Annotated in this window: 19 protein-coding genes; 8 read left to right on the top strand and 11 right to left on the bottom strand. The window is 71.8% G+C overall.

What is annotated here, in order from left to right:
- Position 1: 1 nt before the first annotated feature.
- Positions 2–1177: a deoxyguanosinetriphosphate triphosphohydrolase gene (locus H2038_RS04540; RefSeq protein WP_292109615.1), complete on the bottom strand. Its 1176-nt coding sequence runs from the start codon at positions 1175–1177 to the stop codon at positions 2–4.
- A gap of 79 nt (positions 1178–1256) precedes the next feature.
- Here H2038_RS04540 and erpA point away from each other — a divergent pair, with 79 nt between their 5' ends.
- Positions 1257–1634 (top strand): iron-sulfur cluster insertion protein ErpA, encoded by a 378-nt coding sequence (gene erpA / locus H2038_RS04545; protein WP_292109617.1) that lies wholly within the window; start codon positions 1257–1259, stop codon positions 1632–1634.
- 54 nt (positions 1635–1688) lie between these two features.
- On the opposite strand, the gene H2038_RS04550 is transcribed toward erpA, so the two are convergent.
- The 3 genes from H2038_RS04550 to H2038_RS04560 all read right to left on the bottom strand — a co-directional run bounded on the left by H2038_RS04550 (position 1689) and on the right by H2038_RS04560 (position 4476).
- Positions 1689–2120: a DUF1801 domain-containing protein gene (locus tag H2038_RS04550; protein ID WP_292109619.1), complete on the bottom strand. Its 432-nt coding sequence runs from the start codon at positions 2118–2120 to the stop codon at positions 1689–1691.
- Between the two features lie 62 nt (positions 2121–2182).
- On the bottom strand, positions 2183–3514 hold the full coding sequence (locus H2038_RS04555) for a dihydroorotase (RefSeq protein WP_292109621.1): 1332 nt from the start codon (positions 3512–3514) through the stop codon (positions 2183–2185).
- Complete coding sequence (locus H2038_RS04560; protein ID WP_292109623.1) at positions 3511–4476, bottom strand: glycosyltransferase family 9 protein; 966 nt, start codon at positions 4474–4476, stop codon at positions 3511–3513. The genes H2038_RS04555 and H2038_RS04560 overlap by 4 nt, the downstream gene beginning before the upstream one ends.
- Positions 4477–4591: 115 nt before the next feature.
- Between H2038_RS04560 and H2038_RS04565 the strand changes: the two genes are divergently transcribed.
- The 3 genes from H2038_RS04565 (at position 4592) to H2038_RS04575 (ending at position 7237) form a co-directional block, all read left to right on the top strand.
- Complete coding sequence (locus H2038_RS04565) at positions 4592–5140, top strand: hypothetical protein (protein ID WP_292109626.1); 549 nt, start codon at positions 4592–4594, stop codon at positions 5138–5140.
- A 39-nt stretch (positions 5141–5179) separates the two neighbouring features.
- Positions 5180–5971 (top strand): folate-binding protein, encoded by a 792-nt coding sequence (locus H2038_RS04570; protein WP_292109629.1) that lies wholly within the window; start codon positions 5180–5182, stop codon positions 5969–5971.
- Positions 5972–6055: 84 nt separating this feature from the next.
- On the top strand, positions 6056–7237 hold the full coding sequence (locus H2038_RS04575; protein WP_292109631.1) for an acetyl-CoA C-acyltransferase: 1182 nt from the start codon (positions 6056–6058) through the stop codon (positions 7235–7237).
- Positions 7238–7250: 13 nt separating this feature from the next.
- Here the strand turns inward: H2038_RS04575 and H2038_RS04580 are convergent, their stop codons facing one another.
- Entirely contained in the window at positions 7251–7487 is a 237-nt protein-coding gene (locus H2038_RS04580) for a helix-turn-helix transcriptional regulator (RefSeq protein ID WP_292109632.1), read from the bottom strand.
- The gene (locus tag H2038_RS04585; RefSeq protein ID WP_292109634.1) at positions 7487–7987 is read right to left on the bottom strand and encodes a DUF2975 domain-containing protein; all 501 of its coding nucleotides are present in this window, start codon (positions 7985–7987) and stop codon (positions 7487–7489) included. The genes H2038_RS04580 and H2038_RS04585 overlap by 1 nt, the downstream gene beginning before the upstream one ends.
- A gap of 91 nt (positions 7988–8078) precedes the next feature.
- Here H2038_RS04585 and H2038_RS04590 point away from each other — a divergent pair, with 91 nt between their 5' ends.
- The 4 genes from H2038_RS04590 (at position 8079) to H2038_RS04605 (ending at position 10753) form a co-directional block, all read left to right on the top strand.
- Positions 8079–9038, top strand: a complete 960-nt coding sequence (locus H2038_RS04590) for an ABC transporter ATP-binding protein (protein WP_292109636.1) — start codon at positions 8079–8081, stop codon at positions 9036–9038.
- Positions 9038–9763, top strand: a complete 726-nt coding sequence (locus tag H2038_RS04595) for an ABC transporter permease (RefSeq protein ID WP_292109638.1) — start codon at positions 9038–9040, stop codon at positions 9761–9763. Before H2038_RS04590 ends, H2038_RS04595 begins: the two co-directional genes overlap by 1 nt.
- Positions 9764–9920: 157 nt before the next feature.
- A complete protein-coding gene (locus H2038_RS04600; protein ID WP_292109640.1) occupies positions 9921–10259 on the top strand; it encodes a VOC family protein in 339 nt (112 codons plus the stop codon).
- Complete coding sequence (locus H2038_RS04605; RefSeq protein WP_292109643.1) at positions 10244–10753, top strand: YkgJ family cysteine cluster protein; 510 nt, start codon at positions 10244–10246, stop codon at positions 10751–10753. Before H2038_RS04600 ends, H2038_RS04605 begins: the two co-directional genes overlap by 16 nt.
- Here H2038_RS04605 and H2038_RS04610 read toward each other — a convergent pair.
- The 5 genes from H2038_RS04610 to H2038_RS04630 all read right to left on the bottom strand — a co-directional run bounded on the left by H2038_RS04610 (position 10674) and on the right by H2038_RS04630 (position 16390).
- Complete coding sequence (locus H2038_RS04610; RefSeq protein ID WP_292109645.1) at positions 10674–11348, bottom strand: Crp/Fnr family transcriptional regulator; 675 nt, start codon at positions 11346–11348, stop codon at positions 10674–10676. The genes H2038_RS04605 and H2038_RS04610 overlap by 80 nt on opposite strands.
- Before the next feature lie 129 nt (positions 11349–11477).
- Positions 11478–11747: a hypothetical protein gene (locus H2038_RS04615; RefSeq protein ID WP_292109647.1), complete on the bottom strand. Its 270-nt coding sequence runs from the start codon at positions 11745–11747 to the stop codon at positions 11478–11480.
- Positions 11748–12206: 459 nt separating this feature from the next.
- Positions 12207–13232 (bottom strand): cytochrome d ubiquinol oxidase subunit II, encoded by a 1026-nt coding sequence (cydB, locus tag H2038_RS04620; RefSeq protein WP_292109649.1) that lies wholly within the window; start codon positions 13230–13232, stop codon positions 12207–12209.
- Complete coding sequence (locus H2038_RS04625; protein WP_292109651.1) at positions 13229–14623, bottom strand: cytochrome ubiquinol oxidase subunit I; 1395 nt, start codon at positions 14621–14623, stop codon at positions 13229–13231. The genes cydB and H2038_RS04625 overlap by 4 nt, the downstream gene beginning before the upstream one ends.
- Before the next feature lie 108 nt (positions 14624–14731).
- Positions 14732–16390, bottom strand: a complete 1659-nt coding sequence (locus H2038_RS04630) for a sensor histidine kinase (RefSeq protein WP_292109654.1) — start codon at positions 16388–16390, stop codon at positions 14732–14734.
- Between the last annotated feature and the right edge of the window lie 53 nt (positions 16391–16443).

The following is a 16443-nucleotide window of genomic DNA, read 5'->3' on the forward strand; positions in this document are numbered from 1 at the left end:
ATCACAGATCGAGGGCGAGGTCGAGGCTGAACAGCTTGCGATGCTCCTCGATGGCGTAGCGGTCGGTCATGCCGGCGATGTAGTCGCACACCGCCCGCGCCCGCCGTCCCTCGTCCCCGGCCAGCGCCTTGCCCGACCATTCCGGCGGCAGGGTCTCCGGCTCGGCCATGAACAGCTGGAACATCTCGGCGAGGATGCGCCGGGCCTGGCTGCGGGTGCGGTTGACGCGGTAGTGGCGGTACATCCGCTCGAACAGGAACTTCCGCAGCACGCCGAGGTCAGCCAGCATGGCGGGCGAAAAGGCCACCAACGGGCGCTGCGCCGTGCGCACGCCCTCGGTCGAGCGGATATCGTCCGCCTCGAGCCGGCGGCCGGTTTCGGCGAGCACGTCCTCGACCATGACGCCGATCATGCGCCGCACCGCCTCGATGCGGATCATGCGCTCGTCGATCTGCGGCCAGTCGCGGCGGACGCCGTGCAGGACCGGCCCGATCAGGGGCACGTCGGCGAGGTCGTCGAGGGTGAACAGGCCCGCCTGCACACCGTCCTCGACGTCGTGGTTGTTGTAGGCGATGTCGTCGGCGATGGCGGCCGCCTGGGCCTCCAGCGAGGCGAAGGTGTCGAGGCGCAGGTCCCAGCCATGGGCGTAGTCGGCGATCGCCTGCCAGGCCGGCTCGTCGAGCCGGTGCGCGACCGGCCCGTTGTGCTTGACCACGCCCTCCACGGTCTCCCAGCTGAGGTTCAGGCCGTCGAAAGCCGGGTACCGCTCTTCCAGCTTCGTCACCACGCGGAAGGTCTGGACGTTGTGGTCGAAGCCGCCCCAGGGGGCCATCTGCGCCTGCAGCTCGTCCTCGCCGGAGTGGCCGAACGGCGGGTGGCCGAGATCGTGGGCGAGCGCCACCGTCTCGGCGAGGTCCGTGTCCAGCCGCAGGGCGTGGGCGATCGACCGGGCGATCTGGGCCACCTCCAGCGAATGGGTCAGGCGCGTGCGGTAGTGGTCGCCCTCGTGGGCGACGAAGACCTGGGTCTTCTCCTTCAGGCGGCGAAAGGCGGTGGCGTGGATGATGCGGTCGCGGTCGCGCGCGAAGGCGTTGCGGGTGCGGCTGATGGGCTCCGGAACCAGCCGCCCGCGGCTGTGCTCGGGGTATTCGGCGAAGGGCGCGCGGTCGGGAAGCAACGTCGGCGGCTCACGGCTGGAGGCGGCCCTTTGCGAACGGCCGCCTCCGCCTCATATAGAGCGCCGTGAGCACCGTCCAATGAGCACTGATCTGGCCACCCCCGCATTCGAGATCGCCCCGGCCTCCGGCGGCCACGGCCTGACGCTGGCCGAAAGCGCGGCGCGGCGGCTGGCGAAGCTCGGCGCGAGCGAGGGGCGGCCGGTGATGCTGCGCGTCGCCGTCGACGGCGGCGGCTGCTCGGGCTTCCAGTACCGGTTCGAACTGGTCGAGACGGCCGCGGCGGACGACATCCGGATCGCCGCCGACGGCCAGACGGCCCTGGTCGACCCGGTCTCCCTGCCCTTCCTGAAGGGCTCGGAGATCGCCTTCGTCGACGACCTCGCCGGAGCCCAGTTCGTGGTGCGCAACCCGAACGCCGCCTCCAGCTGCGGCTGCGGGGTCAGCTTCTCGATCTGACGGCCTTCGCCGCGACCGCCCGCCGATCAGCGCCCATCCCTCATCGATCGCGCCTCACATCTTCTCGCCGGGCCGGCCGGCGGCCTGTCTCACCCAGTCCGCGAACCGCCCCTCGTCGACCGCATCCGCCTCGTGGATATGGAAGTAGCGGACTTCCTTCTGCTTCGAGGAGACCGGCGGCGGGGGCGTGAGGCCCGCGCCGCGAAAGAAGCTGACCTTCAGGTAGCGGTCGAAGGCGTGGACGCCGAGGAACCAGTCGTCCCTCCCCGGCGCGCCGTAGAGGGGGGAATTCCACTTCACCGCCCGGCGCACGCCCGGGACGGCGGCGCCGACCAGCGCGTCCAGACGCCGCCAGACGGGACTCTTCCAGCCGGGAACCGCGTCGATCCAGGCCTGCACCGGGGCGTCGCCCTCGCCCTTGGCGATCTGCGGATTGCCGCCGGAAAGCAGACGGACCTGCCCCGCCGACGATGTCCCGTTGGCCATGGCCGCCTCCGTGCGTCGCGGCGGAGAATAGCGCGGCCGGGCGGTCGCGGCGAGGCCGCGGTTCAGGCCAGGGTTTCCTGGAAGCGCACCGGACGGCCGTGGGCGGAGCCCTGCAGTTCGCCGTCGCGCATGACGACGCGGCCCCGGACGATGGTGGCCATCGCCTTGCCGGTGCACGCCATGCCGTCGAAGGGAGTCCAGCCCGAGCGGGTGGCCATGTCCTCGTGCCGCAGGACGTGCTTCGCCTTCAGGTCGACGATGGTCAGGTCCGCGTCATAGCCCTCGGCCATACGGCCCTTGCCGGCGATGCCGAAGACGCGGTTGGCGCCGTGGCTGGTCAGGTCGATGAAGCGATCCAGCGTCAGCCGCCCGTTGGCGACGTGGGTGAGCATCACCGGCACCAGGGTCTGCACGCCCGGCATGCCCGAGGGCGAGGCGGGATAGGGCCGGGCCTTCTCCTCGAGCGTATGCGGCGCGTGGTCCGAGCCGAGCACGTCGGCGACGCCCTGCTCAATGCCGCGCCACAGGCCGGCGATGTGCGGGGCGTTGCGGATCGGCGGGTTCATCTGGGCGAGGCCCTTGAGGCGCGCATAGGCCTCGTCGCCGTCGAGCGTCAGATGTTGGGGCGTCACCTCGACGGTGGCCACGTCCTTGTGGTGGCTGAGGAAGTCGATCTCCTCGGCGGTGGTGACGTGGAGGACGTGGATGCGGGCCCCGGTCTCCTGCGCCAGCCGCACCAGGCGGCGGGTCGACATGATGGCGCTTTCGGGATCGCGCACCTCCGGATGGCTGGTCCAGTCGCCGGCGCGGGCCAGCGGGCGGCGCTCGGCGAGGCGGTACTCGTCCTCGGAATGGAAGGTGGCGCGGCGCTTCACATGGCGCAGCACCTCGCGCACGCCGTCGTCGTCGGCGACCAGCAGGGTGCCGGTCGAGGCGCCCATGAACACCTTGACCCCGCAACAGCCCGGCAGGCGCTCCAGCTCGCCGAGGAAGCGGGCGTTCTCGTGGGTCCCGCCAATGTAGAAGGCGTGGTCGGTCCACATCCGGTCACGGGCCCGGTCCAGCTTGTCCTGCAGGGTGTCCGGGTCGGTGGTGTTGGGCTCGGTGTTCGGCATTTCGAACACGGCGGTGACGCCGCCCAGCGCCGCGGCGCGGGAGCCGGTCTCGAGGTCTTCCTTCCACTCCAGCCCCGGCTCGCGGAAGTGAACCTGGGTGTCGATGACGCCGGGCAGGACGGTCAGGCCAGCGGCGTCGAAGGTCTCGCCGGCAGAGGCCTGGGACAGGTCGCCGATGAAGGCGATGCGGCCGTCGACGACGCCGACGTCGGCGGGGCCGCGACCGGCGTGATTGGCGACCTCGCCGCCGCGAACGATCAGATCATAGGTCCGGGTCATGCCCCGGCGTTTACGCGCTCGGCCAGCAGTTTGCGAGCCGCCTTGAGGACGCGGTCGGCCGGCACCTCGTTCATGTGCTGGATGGCCTGGTTGAGGCCGGGGTCGATCTTGCGGAACTCGGCCACCGAGCGGGGCCCCCGGACGACCACCCCGCCCCAGGGCCCGCGCACGGCGTCGTCCGAGGGGCCGAAGGCGGCGACGACGGGCGCTCCGGCGGCGGCGGCCAGATGGGTCCAGATCGAGTCGCCGCCAAGGTAGAGGTCGGCGCGCTGAAGGGCCGCCACCGCCTGCAGCTTCGACAGCCGCCCCTGCAGCTCGATCGTGCGGTTGCGGGGCATGGCGAGGCGGATGGTGTGGGCGGCGTCGCGGTCGCTCTCGTCGCCGATCACCACCACCCGGCCGCCGGCCAGCGGACCGTCGGGGCCGCACAGGCTGGAGGCGAGAATGGCGTAACGTTCCGCCGGCCAGCGCCGGCCCATCCACTCGGCGCCGGGGGCGATCGCCAGCAGCGGCGCGCCGTCGTCGGGGATGAGCCGGTCGACCGCCGCCCGGGTGGCCTCGGACACGTGAAGCCGCGGCGGCGGGACTTCGTCGAGCTGAAGCACGCGGGCGGCGAGTTCGACCTTGTGGACGCCCGGCTCGTCCTCGCCGCGGACCGCGCGCTTCTGGCGCCGGAGCTTGTCCGAGAAGCGCGTGCCGCGCATGTCGACGACGAGCCCCCACTTCGTGGCCCGCACCTGGTTCCACAGGCCGAGCCAGTCCAGCCGCCCTTCCCGCTCCAGCACGATCAGCCGGTCGAGGCGGGGGGTGTCGGCGAACAGGGGCGCGCTGGCGGGGGAGCCGACGACGGTGAAGCTCGCCTGCGGCATGGCCTCGACCAGATACGCCAGCGGCCCGGAGGACAGCACGGCGTCCTCGGGGTCGGCCTCGGCGAGGTAGAGGATGGGAAAGCGGGCCGCCATAATTGGATCGTAGACGGATTCTCGGCGGCTCAAGGCGCGCGGGGCCGCTTGGCTGTGGATGGTCCCGGCGGCGCGACACGTTGACCCCGGCGGCGGATGCGCCGAGGGATCGGCCATGTCCCTTCCCCTCCTCCCCGGCCGCGAGTGCGGCGGCTGCGTCGAGTGCTGCCGGGTGATCCCGCTGGATCTGCCGGAACTGGCCAAGCCCACCGGCGAGCTGTGCGCCTACTGCGTCGACGGGGCCGGGTGCCGGGTGCACGCCATCCGGCCGCAGACCTGCCGGACCTGGTTCTGCCTGTGGCGGGTGGTCGAGCTGTCCGACCACTGGCGCCCGGACCGCAGCGGGATCGTGGTGCGGCCGGACGGGATCGAGGACGGGATCATCACCCTGTTCGTGGTGCGGCGGACGGCGTTTCTCGCCTCGACGGAGCTGTTCGGCGTGGTCGCCGGCTGGCTGGCCGAGCGGATCGAGGTGGCGCTGAGCGTCCCGGGGCCGGTGGGGACGTATCCCGCCCGGGCGGTGGTCAGCGATTGGCTGCGGCCGCCGGTCGAGGCGGGGGACCCGGCGGACTTCGCGCGTCGGGTGATCCGCTCGCTGGACCGGCTGGCGCAGCATGAGTGGCAGGCGGACGGGATCACCGCGCGCTACGCGGTCGAGGGCTGAACGCTTGGTCGTCGTCGCCTGCGGCCCTATCTCCGCGACATGACCCGCATCGCCCGCCTCGACAGCCGCGCCCTGGTCCGGGTCAGCGGCCCGGACGCCCGGCCCTTCCTGCACAACCTGCTGACGCAGGACGTGGAGACGCTGGCGCCCGGCGAGCTGAGGTTCGGGGCCCTGCTGTCGCCGCCGGGGCGGCTGCTGTTCGACCTGTTCCTGCACGGTGAGGCGGACGGGGCGCTGCTGGACGTGGCGGCGGACCGGCGCGAGGCGCTGCTGCAGCGGCTCGGCATGTACCGGTTGCGGGCGCAGGTGACGGTGGAGCCGGCGGACGCGCCGGTCCTCGCCGCCTGGGACGGGCCGGCGGAGGGCTTCACGGCCGATCCGCGGCTGCCGGCGCTGGGCGGGCGGCGGTACGGGGGCGACATCGAGGTCAACGCGACCGAAGACGACTTCCAGGCGCACCGGTTGGCCCTGGGCGTCCCGGATCCCGCGGCGGACGCCCTGGCCGACAAGACCTATCCGATCGAGGCCAACTTCGACCTGCTGAACGGGATCGACTTCGCCAAGGGCTGCTTCGTCGGGCAGGAGACGACGTCGCGGATGAAGCGGCGGGGGACGATCCGCAACCGCATGCTGCCGATCGCCTTCGACGGCCCGCCGCCGCCGTTCGGCGCCGAGGTGCTGAACGGCGACCTGCGGGCGGGCGAGGTGCTGACCGGCCGCGACGGGATGGCCATGGCCCTGCTGCGTCTGGACCGGCTCGACGGGGCGCTGACGGTCGAGGGGCGGACCGTGCAGGCGCGGCGGCCGGAGTGGCTTGCCGTCGCCGGCTGATGCTGCACTGCGGCACGAGTCATCTTGCACATGCGGCGGAAAGGGACGATCTAACCGCCGAACGTTTTGATTGAGGATGCTCCCATGTCCGATCCTGTCGTCATCTGCTCCTTCGCCCGCACGCCGATGGGCGGCTTCCAGGGCGCGCTCTCGGGCGCCAAGGCCACCGATCTGGGCGCCACGGCGGTGAAGGCGGCGGTCGAACGGGCCGGCGTCGATCCGGCGAAGGTCGAGCAGATCTTCATGGGCTGCGTCCTGCCCGCCGGCCTCGGCCAGGCCCCGGCCCGGCAGGCGGCCATCGGCGCCGGGCTCGGGCAGCACGTCGAGGCCACCACCGTCAACAAGATGTGCGGCTCGGGCCTGCAGGCCGCGATGATGGCGCACGACGCCCTGAAGGCCGGGACCGCCGACGTCATCGTGGCCGGCGGCATGGAGTCGATGACCGGCGCGCCCTACGTGATGGCCAAGCACCGCGGCGGCGCCCGCATCGGCCACGACGTGATCTCGGACAGCATGTACCTGGACGGGCTGGAGGACGCCTACACCCCCGGCAAGCTGATGGGCGCCTTCGCCGAGGAGACCGCGGCGACCTACCAGTTCACCCGCGAACAGCAGGACGAATACGCCATCGAGAGCCTGAACCGGGCCCGCAAGGCGATCGAGAGCGGCGCCTTCGACAAGGAGATCGTCCCGGTCGAGGTGAAGACCCGCAAGGGCGTGGAAGTGGTGTCGAAGGACGAGCAGCCGTTGAAGGCGGACCCGGCCAAGATCCCGACCCTGCGCCCGGCCTTCTCGAAGGACGGCACCATCACCGCCGCCAACGCCTCGTCGATCTCCGACGGCGCGGCCGCTGTGGTCATGACCCGCGAGAGCGTGGCCAGGGCCCTGGGCCTGCCGATCGTGGCGCGGGTGGTCAGCCACGCGGCGCACGCGCAGGAGCCGGGACTGTTCACCACCGCCCCGGTGCCGGCCATGCGCAAGGCCCTGGAGAAAGCCGGCTGGTCGGTCGACGACGTCGACCTGTGGGAGGTCAACGAGGCCTTCGCCGTGGTGGCCATGATCGCCATGCAGGAGCTGGGCATCGACCGGGCGAAGCTGAACGTGCACGGCGGCGCCACGGCGCTGGGCCACCCGATCGGCGCCTCGGGCGCCCGGGTGCTGGCCACCCTGCTGTCGGCGCTGGAAGCCCGCGGCGGCAAGAAGGGCATGGCGTCGCTGTGCATCGGCGGCGGCGAGGCCGTGGCCATGGCGGTCGAGCTGGCCTGAGGGCGGCGCCCCCCTACTCCTCGTCTGCGGTCTCGAGATCCGTCGGATCGAAGGCGTAGTCGAGGAGATCGCCGGGGCGGCAGTCGAGGGCGGCGCAGAGGCGGGCGAGCGTCCGGAAGCGGATGCCCTTCACCTTGCCCGAGCGGAACAGGGACAGCTGCGTCTCGCTGAGGCCGACCTCGCGCGCGAGATCGCGCGCCTTCAGGCCCTTGCGGACGATCAGCTCGTCCAGGGTCACGCGAACCGGCATCAGACCATCTCGTCCAGCTCGGCCTGGACCTTGCCCGCCTGCTCGACCACGCCGCCGAGCAGGAAGAGGGCCCCGCCGATCATGCCGAGCGTCATGCCCGGCACGTCGAACCAGGCCCAGCCGCCGCGGCCGCCCTCGATCAGGCGCATAATGTTGGTGACGCCGAAGACGCTGAGCAGACCTCCGAAGCCGAGGGCGAGGCCGACCCGGCGCAGCGCGCTCGCCAGCGTGGGCTGGATCAGACGGCCCTTCGAAAGCTGGCCCATGGCGGCTCCGATCGCCCAGACGGCGAACAGATAGAAGACGGTCGGCAGGGCTTTGACGAGGCTGGCCAGCCAGAGATCGAAGTACGGATAGTCCTCCGCTCGCGCCAGGAACACCACCGGCACGACGATGTGCACGAGCGCCAGCAGGGCGCCCACGCTGACCACCATGAAGATCGCCAGCCAGCGGAACTGGCGGCAGCGCAGGCGGAAGCGGTCGATGTCGGCGCGGCTCACGGGGGTCTCCGAATCTGTCAGTTCTTTAATCTTGACTTAAAGACGCACGCTCCGCAACTTTATGTCGGAGTTAAACGACAGGGAGACGGCGATGAGCGCGCCGGCGATAGAAACCCGGGACCTGACCCGCCGCTTCGGCCGCCGTACGGCGGTGGAGGCGGTGTCGATGACCGTGCCCGAGCGGGCGGTGTACGGCTTCCTGGGCCGCAACGGCGCGGGCAAGACGACGACGCTGAAGATGCTGCTGGGGCTGATCCGGCCGGACGCCGGGACGGCGCGGGTCGGCGGCGTCGACGTCGGCGTCGACCGCAGGGGCGCCGCCCGGAAGGTGGGCGCGCTGCTGGAGGCCCACGGCTTCTACGGCAATCTCTCGGGACGCGAGAACCTGGACCTGACCCGGACGCTGCTCGGCCTGCCGAAGCGCGAGATCGACCGGGTGCTGGAGGTGGTCGAAATGACCGCCGACGCCGGGCGCCGCGTGGCCGGCTACTCGCTGGGCATGCGCCAGCGGCTGGGGCTGGCGCGGTCCATGCTGGGCGCGCCCCCGGTGCTGATCCTCGACGAGCCTACCAACGGTCTGGACCCGGACGGCATCGCCGACATGCGGCGCTTCCTGCGCTCGCTGCCGGAGCGGACCGGCGCCGCCGTGCTGCTGTCCAGCCACCTGCTCGGCGAGATCGAGCAGACCGCGACGCATGTCGGCATCCTCAGCCAGGGCCAACTGGTGCTGGAGGGGGCGCTGGAGCGGTTGAAGGCCGAGCTGGCGCCGGAGATCGCCTTCGCCGTCGACGATGCGGTGCGGGGCGCGGCCCTGGCGACCGCCCGCGGCTTCGAGGTGGCGACCGCGGACGACGGTCTGGTCGCGCGGCTGAGGCCGGGCGAGGACGCCCGGACCGCGGCGGCGGCCCTGAACCGGGCCCTGGTCGAGGCGGACGTCGCCGTCTTCTCGATCGGGGCGCGGCCGCGTTCGCTGGAAGGCATCTACCGCGAGGTCTCCGCCCCCTCCCCCGCCCCCCGACAGCCTGTCCAACCGCAGCCGGAGTTCGCCTGATGCTGGCCGTCCTCTCCGTCGAGATCCGCAAGCTCAACCGCTCGCTGGCCGCGCTTCTGGCCGTCGCGGCCCCCTCGCTGATCGCCGTCTTCGTCTTCTTCAACATGCTGCGCAGCAAGGCGCCCCAGCCCTGGGACATGTGGATGACGAGCACCGCCGCCATCTGGGCCTTCTTCATGCTGCCGATGAGCGTGACGGCCCTGACCGCGCTGGTGGCGCACATGGAGCACGGGCCCCGGTCGTGGGACCACCTGCGCGCCCTGCCCGTCCCCCGCTGGCAGATCTACGCCGCCAAGGCCGCCTGCGTGCTGGCGCTGGTCGCGGCGATGAGCGCGGCGGTGCTGGTGCTGACCTGGGGCGCGGTGGAGCTCGCGGCGGCGATCAGGCCGCAACTGCGGCCGACCGGGGCGTTCGAACTCGCCGGCTACGCCCGGACGCTGGCGATGATGTTCGCCGCCGCCCTGCTGCTGGTCGCGGTGCAACTGTGGACGGCCCTGCGCTTCGCCAGCTTCGTGCCGGGGCTGGCGCTTGGCATCGGCGGGACCTTCTTCGCCGTGGTGGCGACCTCAGCGAAGCAGGGCGTCGTCCTGCCGTGGCAGATGCCCGTCAACATGCTGGCCACGGAGGCCTGGCGGGTGAACACCGCCCTCGGGCTCGGAGCCGGACTGGGCGCCGTGGCGCTGGTTTTGCTGGTCCTGCACCTGTCGCGGCGCGAGGTGCTCTAGCCCCGCGTCGAGGCTCATGAGGCGCGCCAGCGCCTCGCGGCCGGTGGTCAGCACGATCATCCGCCGACTCCTCTTCTGCGAACGATTCTCAGGTTTGCGCGGACGCCCGTCCGTGGCAAGTCGGAAGGCGGATGGCGATCCGGGAGGAGCGACACGGATGCGTGAAGACGGAAAGCTGGACTACATCGAACTGCCGGGCGGCGACCTGGCGGCGAGCAAGGCGTTCTACGGGGCGGCTTTTGGCTGGAGATTCCAGGACTACGGGCCGGGGTATGCGGCCTTTGACGAGGGGATCGACGGCGGGCTGGATGCCCAGCCCGAAGCGGTGCGCCAGCCCCTGCCGATCCTCTACGCCGGGGACCTCGAGGCCATGCAGGCCCGGGTCGAGGGCGCCGGCGGCGTCGTGACGAAACCGATCTTCGCCTTCCCCGGCGGCCGGCGCTTCCATTTCCGCGATCCGGCGGGGAACGAGCTGGCGGTGTGGTCGGAGACCTGACCCCGGCGAAGGCCTGCGGCGACTGCGGCCTGTGCTGCAAGATCATGGGCGTGACCGCCCTCGCCAAGCCGGCGGGGAAGTGGTGCCGACATTTCGGCAAGGCGACGGGCTGCGCCATCTATGGCGAGCGGCCGGACGACTGCCGCGCGTTCAACTGCCTCTGGCTGCTGACCGACGCCCTGGGGCCGGAGTGGAAGCCGACCGTGGCCGGCTTCGTGCTGCACAGCGAGGCCGGCGGGACGCGGTTGATCGTCGAGTGCGACCCGGCCCGGCCGCACGACTGGCGGCGCGACCCGTACCAGGCGGCGCTGCGGCGCTGGGCCGGGGCCCCGGGCATGGAGGTTCTGGTGTTCGCCGGCCTGCGCGGCGTGCGGCTCGGCCCCGAGGACCGACCGGTGCGGCGGTCGCCGGCGCCTACTGAAGCAGCGAGCGATGCAGGTGATAGCACTCGCAGGACGCCCGCTTCAGGGCGGGAAGGTCGACGATCCGGATGACGCCGCGGCTGTAGCGGATGGCCCCGGCCGCCTTCAGGGCCATGGCCGCAGCCGTCACCGTCGTGCGCTGGACGCCCAGCAGGGTCGCCAGATCCTCCTGGGTGAAGCGGAGTTCGTTGGTGGCGGCCCGGTCGGCGTAGACGAGGATGAAGCGCGCCAGCCGCGATGGCGCGTCGTGCAGGGACGCGCAGGCCACGCCGAAGGCGGCCTGGGCGTGGTAGTCGTTGGAGAGGCGCAGCAGGTCGCGCCGCAGCCCGGGGCTGAGGTCCGCCTGCGTCCGGAGGATCGCCGCCGGCAGGGTGTAGACCGCACCGGACGCCTTCACCTCCACCGCCCAGACGCAGGGGGCGTCGGCGAGCAACGGCGGCAGGCCGGAGACGCCCTCGGCGCCCATGATGAAGGTCTCGGACGAGCGGCCGTCGCGGAAGCTGATGGTGTTGGCGAGATAGGCGGTCGTCGGGAAGTGCACGGTCTCCACCCTCGCCCCCTGTTCGATCAGCACCTCGCCGCGGTCGACCCGGCGCTCGGACAGGTGGGGCAGGAGGGCGGCGAGGTCCGCCTCGCACATCCGTGCAATGGTCTGGTTTTCGAGCATGCGGAACTCCGACAAGGGGGCGGGAGTGCGCAGCGAGCGTGCCGAAATCTCTCAGCCTCCGGCAGCCAATGAGGCCGAAGGTGAACCGATAATGCGCACGCAGCCGTGACGGGTCCGACGCTTTTCGACTTAGCGCGCGGAATTCGACCCGGGGGCGGCGGCCGGCGCGGCCGCGGCGACATCGACGGACTGGGCGATCTGCTCGGCGAGGGCGCGGTCGGCGCCGTCCAGGGTCATGGTCCAGACATGGATCTCCCGGGGCGCGTCGGCGCGCTGGAACAGGTGCTCGACCGCGTGGCGGGTCCCGTCCTCCGTGGTGACGACGGTGGCGCGGCCGCCGGCCACCGTCATCTGCCCGGAGTAGATCGGAAACTGCGAGGCGGGACCGGCGTAGACCATGACGAACGACCGCTCGCCGCGGCGGATGGTGTAGATGCGGAAGTCCGGCCCGGGGCGGCCGGTGACGATCTGGAAGCCCGCCGGGAGGTCGACCGAGAACGGCAGGGCGGCGCGGGCGGGACGACCGCCGGCCGGGCGGTGTCCGCCGTGGGCTGCGCCGGCGGCGGCGCCAGATAGGTCGCCGGCGCGGGCGGGCCGCTGTTGAGGTCCCGGGTCAGGTCGCCGGAGGACGGCGCCGTCTGGGCGTGGGCGGCCCCGGCGAGGAGCAGGACGGCGGCGGACGGAAGGAGCGCTTTCATGGCCCCGACCTTCCTCCGTCAGCCCATGAACGGCAAGCCCCGAAGCGCGTAGGCGACGGTCGCCGTGACCGCCGAGGCGGCGACGGCGAGGCCCGCGAACCACGCCAGCCGCTTCCACAGCGGGCGGGGCGCCTCTTCGGGGCCGGGCGGCGGCTCGATCCTAATGATAGCCGGTCTCCGGAGTGACCTTGCCGCGGAACACCCAGTAGACCCAGCTGGTGTAGGCGAGGATCAGGGGCAGGATGACGACCGTCCCGACGAGCATCAGGCCGAGGGCGTTGGCCGGCGCGGCGGCGTTGCGGAAGTCCACCGCGTACGGGACGACATACGGGAAGAAGCCCGCGGCCAGGCCGGCGTAGCCGGACAGGAAGACCAGCACGGCTCCGATGAAGGGCCAGCCGTGGGAGGCGCGGCGGACGCCCCAGCCGACGAGGGCGAGCCCCGCCAGACCGAGCAGCGGAATCCACGCCAGCGGCAGGAAGCGGCCGACGTCGAGGCCGGCGCCGGTCCAGCCCCAGCGTTCGGCGACGACCGGATGGACCACCAGGGTGGCGATGCTGACAGCCACGAGGAAGAGGGCGGTGAGGCCGCCCGAGATCACCGCCCAGCGGCGCGCGTCGCCGTGCAGTTCGTCCGCCGTCTTCCACATCAGCCAGGCGGCCCCGAGCAGGGCGTAGCCGCAGACGAGGCCGGCCGCGACCAGCAGGGTGTAGGGGGTGAACCAGTCGAAGGTCCCGCCGGCGAAGCGGTCATCGATCACCCGCACCCCCTGGATGAAGCCGCCGAGGATCAGCCCCTGGGAGAAGGCGGCGAGGATCGAGCCGCCGGCGAACATGGCGGTCCAGAACGGACGGCCGCGGCGCTGGCCGCGGAAGCGGAACTCGAAGGCCACGCCGCGCAGGATCAACCCGGCCAGCATCAGGATCACCGGCAGGTAGAAGGCCGGCATGACGATCGAATAGGCCAGCGGGAAGGCCGCCAGCAGGCCGCCGCCGCCGAGCACCAGCCAGGTCTCGTTGCCGTCCCAGACGGGCGCGACGGTGTTCATCATCACGTCCCGGTCCTCCTTGTTCCGCGAGAAGGGGAACAGGATGCCGACGCCGAGGTCGAAGCCGTCGAGCAGGACGTAGAGCAGCACGCCCGTGGCGATCAGGCCGGCCCAGATGAGGGGGAGGTCGAGGCTCATTTCGGGTCTCCCGGAGCGTCCTCGGGGGCGGCGGCGAGGGCCCAGCCGGGAGCGCGCTGCCCCTCCGGCTTCGGCTCGGCGCCGCCCGGAACGGGTCCCTCGCGCAGCAGACGCAGGATGTAGATAGTGCCGGCCACGAAGACGATCGAATAGATGACAAGGTAGATCAGCAGCGAGGTGGCGACGGAGCCGGGCGTGACCGGCGACAGGGCGTCACGGGTCAGCAGCACGCCCTGGATCACCCACGGCTGGCGGCCCACCTCGGTGACGATCCAGCCGGCGATCACCGCCACGAAGCCCGATGGCCCCATCAGGGCGGCGAAGCCGAGGAACAGCCGGTTCCCGTCGACGCGCCGCCGCCAGACGAGCCAGACGCCCCACAGGCCCAGGGCGATCATCAGCAGGCCCAGCCCGACCATGATGCGGAAGCTCCAGAACACCAGGAAGACCGGCGGCTGGTCTTCGCGCGGCCAGGTGTCGAGCCCCTGCACCACCTCGTCCGGCGGCGCGACGATAACGCCGGCGCCGGGAATGGCGACCTCCAGGTGGTTGGCCTGGGCGGCGCGATCGGGAATGGCGAAGACGATCAGCGGATGGTTGGCGCGGGTCTCCCAGTAGGCCTCGATCGCCGCCAGTTTCTGCGGCTGGTGATCCCGGGCCACCTCGCCCGACCAGTGCCCCACGAACAGCTGCACCGGCGCGAGGATCGCGATCAGGCCGACGGCCATCTTGAGCGCCAGCCGGCTTTCCTCCTGGCCGGGGCGGCGCAGCAGCTGCCAGGCGGAGGCGCCGCCGACCACCAGGGCGGTGGTCAGGAAGGCGGCGATCAGCATGTGGGACATCCGCGACGGGAAGCTGGGATTGAAGATCGCCTCGTAGAAGTTGGTGGCGATGATGCGGCCGTCGGCGAGTATCTCGTAGCCCGCGGGGGTCTGCATCCAGCTGTTGGCCGACAGGATCCAGAAGGCGGAGACGCTGGTGCCGATGGCCACGAGGCAGGTGGCGAGGAAGTGCAGCTTCGGTCCGACCTTCTTCCAGCCGAACAGCATGACGCCGAGGAAGGAGGCCTCGAGGAAGAAGGCGGTCAGCACCTCATAGGCCAGCAACGGCCCGAGCACGCCGCCCGACAGCCGGATGAACTCCGCCCAGTTGGTGCCGAACTGGTAGCTGAGGACGATGCCGGAGACGACGCCCATGCCGAAGCTGATGGCGAAGACCTTCACCCAGAACATGTAGAGGGTCTTGTAGGCCTCGCGCTTCGTGCGCAGCCACAGCCCCTCCAGCACAGCCAGATAGGCCGCCAACCCGATCGTGAACGCCGGGAACAGGATGTGGAAGGCGACGGTGAAGGCGAACTGGAGGCGCGACAGCAGCAGGGCGTCGTATTCCAAGGCCGTACTCCTTCAGGCGACGGACCGGGGGACGCTACTCCCGGTTCGGCGGCCTGTCATCTGCCGCCCTGCCGCGCGACGTGGCGCCACAGTCTGGCGCCTGCGGCGTCAGGCCGCCGGCAGCTCGACCCAGAAGGTCGCCCCCTGCCCCGGCGTCGACTCGACGCCGATGGTCCCGCGCTGCAGCTCGACCAGGCGCTTGGCCAGGGCCAGCCCGATGCCGTGCCCCTCGACGGCGGAGCGCTCCAGGCCAAGGCGGTTGAACGGCTCGAACAGCTGGGCCTGCTTCTCCGCGGAGAGCCCCGGCCCGCGATCCACGACCTCGATCCGGACTCCGTCGTGGATGCGGCGGGCGCGCAGCACGACGAGGCCGCCCTCGCCCCCGTACTTGACCGCGTTGGAGGCGAGGTTGGAGACCACCTGGGCGAGACGCTGGGAGTCGGCCAGCGCCACCAGCCCGTCGCCCTCGCAGACCACGTCCAGCCGGACGCCCTCGGCCTCGGGCCGCAGGGCGGTGGCCCGACGCACGTCGTCCAGCACGCCGGAGACGTCGGTGGGGCGCAACTCGACCCGCACCGCGCCGGACTCGGCGCGGGCCACGTCCAGCAGGTCATGGGCGAGGGCCTCGACCTGCCGGGCGGTGCGCACCAGCATGTCGGCCATCTCCTGCTGGGTGGCGCTCACCGGCCCCAGCTGGCCGGTCTTCCACAGCTCGCCGATGCCGATGATCCCGCCGACCGGGCTCTTGATCTCGTGGGCGACGTTGGCGAGCAGGCGCGACTTGGCCTCGGAAGCGCTTTCCGCCCGCGCCTGCCCCGCCCGGGCGCGGTCGCTGAGCCGGTCGCGCTCTTCCAGCAGGGCGGCGACAACGAGCATCGGCAGGTAGCCCAGCAGAACGAGCAGCTGGGCCATCATGGCGCGCTCCGGCCCGACGTACCCGCCGTACGGACCGAGGCCATGCATGCTGCCGCCGACGGCGAGGATGGTGATCAACACCAGCGCCGCGGTGGCGCCGATCACCCGGAAGCGCACGGTGATGAGCAGCAGCATGGGCAGGACGAGGAAGGCCAGCGGCGCCGTGCTGCGCAGGAAGACTCCGACGCAGATCACGGCCAGAATGGTCAACAGCACCGCCGCCTCGACGAGCCGGGCGGGACTGCGGAGGCGGACCAGCTCCCGGCGGGTGACGGCGAGGCCGAAGCTGCCGATCACGGCGATGCTGAGCGCATGGCCGAACCACCATGTCTGCGCCGCCTCGAAGAAGTCGGCGCCGTTCATCCACCAGAGCATGCCGCCGACGAAGACGGCGGCTGGCAGCGGCGCCACGGCGCCGGCGGCGAGAAGGAAGCGGCCCGCGCCCCGGACGGTGGCGAGGTTGAGCGTGGGCGCGAAACGCCGGGCCAGCAGCACCGCGGCGTAGATGTCGAGCATGTTGGCGACGGTGAACATCGCCGTCGTGGCGGTGGAATTGCCGGCGAGGAGGTTGCCGGCCGCCAGCCCGAGGGCGACGAGGCCCCCGAACGACAGATCGTACAGCGGCCCGCGCGAGGTGCGCAGCCAGACCGCCACCGCCAGCCCGGCCGAGCCCCACAGGGCCGCCACCATGTCGGCGGAACGGGCGAAGGTCAGCGACAGCACCGTCAGCACCATCACCGCCATGGCGGTGAACACCGGCGCGAGCGGCTGCCGGGCCCCTTCCGGCGCCGCGGCCGGGGCCTTGGGGACCGGTCTGGCCGGCAGGGGCTCGAGCACGGGGCTCATGGTCATCGTCGGGTCCGCTGGGCGTGGCGCCGGACCCCGGATAGCCCGCGGCTTCCTAA

It is taken from the genome of Brevundimonas sp., from assembly GCF_013912005.1.
Lineage (GTDB): Bacteria > Pseudomonadota > Alphaproteobacteria > Caulobacterales > Caulobacteraceae > Brevundimonas.

Excerpts from the sequence above, each read along its gene's own strand:
- erpA (WP_292109617.1), top strand. The coding sequence starts at position 1,257 with ATGAGCACTGATCTGGCCACCCCCGCATTCGAGATCGCCCCGGCCTCC.
- H2038_RS04550 (WP_292109619.1), bottom strand. The coding sequence starts at position 2,120 with ATGGCCAACGGGACATCGTCGGCGGGGCAGGTCCGTCTGCTTTCCGGC.
- H2038_RS04555 (WP_292109621.1), bottom strand. The coding sequence starts at position 3,514 with ATGACCCGGACCTATGATCTGATCGTTCGCGGCGGCGAGGTCGCCAAT.
- H2038_RS04560 (WP_292109623.1), bottom strand. The coding sequence starts at position 4,476 with ATGGCGGCCCGCTTTCCCATCCTCTACCTCGCCGAGGCCGACCCCGAG.
- H2038_RS04565 (WP_292109626.1), top strand. The coding sequence starts at position 4,592 with ATGTCCCTTCCCCTCCTCCCCGGCCGCGAGTGCGGCGGCTGCGTCGAG.
- H2038_RS04570 (WP_292109629.1), top strand. The coding sequence starts at position 5,180 with ATGACCCGCATCGCCCGCCTCGACAGCCGCGCCCTGGTCCGGGTCAGC.
- H2038_RS04575 (WP_292109631.1), top strand. The coding sequence starts at position 6,056 with ATGTCCGATCCTGTCGTCATCTGCTCCTTCGCCCGCACGCCGATGGGC.
- H2038_RS04580 (WP_292109632.1), bottom strand. The coding sequence starts at position 7,487 with ATGCCGGTTCGCGTGACCCTGGACGAGCTGATCGTCCGCAAGGGCCTG.
- H2038_RS04590 (WP_292109636.1), top strand. The coding sequence starts at position 8,079 with ATGAGCGCGCCGGCGATAGAAACCCGGGACCTGACCCGCCGCTTCGGC.
- H2038_RS04595 (WP_292109638.1), top strand. The coding sequence starts at position 9,038 with ATGCTGGCCGTCCTCTCCGTCGAGATCCGCAAGCTCAACCGCTCGCTG.
- H2038_RS04600 (WP_292109640.1), top strand. The coding sequence starts at position 9,921 with ATGCGTGAAGACGGAAAGCTGGACTACATCGAACTGCCGGGCGGCGAC.
- H2038_RS04610 (WP_292109645.1), bottom strand. The coding sequence starts at position 11,348 with ATGCTCGAAAACCAGACCATTGCACGGATGTGCGAGGCGGACCTCGCC.
- H2038_RS04615 (WP_292109647.1), bottom strand. The coding sequence starts at position 11,747 with ATGGTCTACGCCGGTCCCGCCTCGCAGTTTCCGATCTACTCCGGGCAG.
- cydB (WP_292109649.1), bottom strand. The coding sequence starts at position 13,232 with ATGAGCCTCGACCTCCCCCTCATCTGGGCCGGCCTGATCGCCACGGGC.
- H2038_RS04630 (WP_292109654.1), bottom strand. The coding sequence starts at position 16,390 with ATGACCATGAGCCCCGTGCTCGAGCCCCTGCCGGCCAGACCGGTCCCC.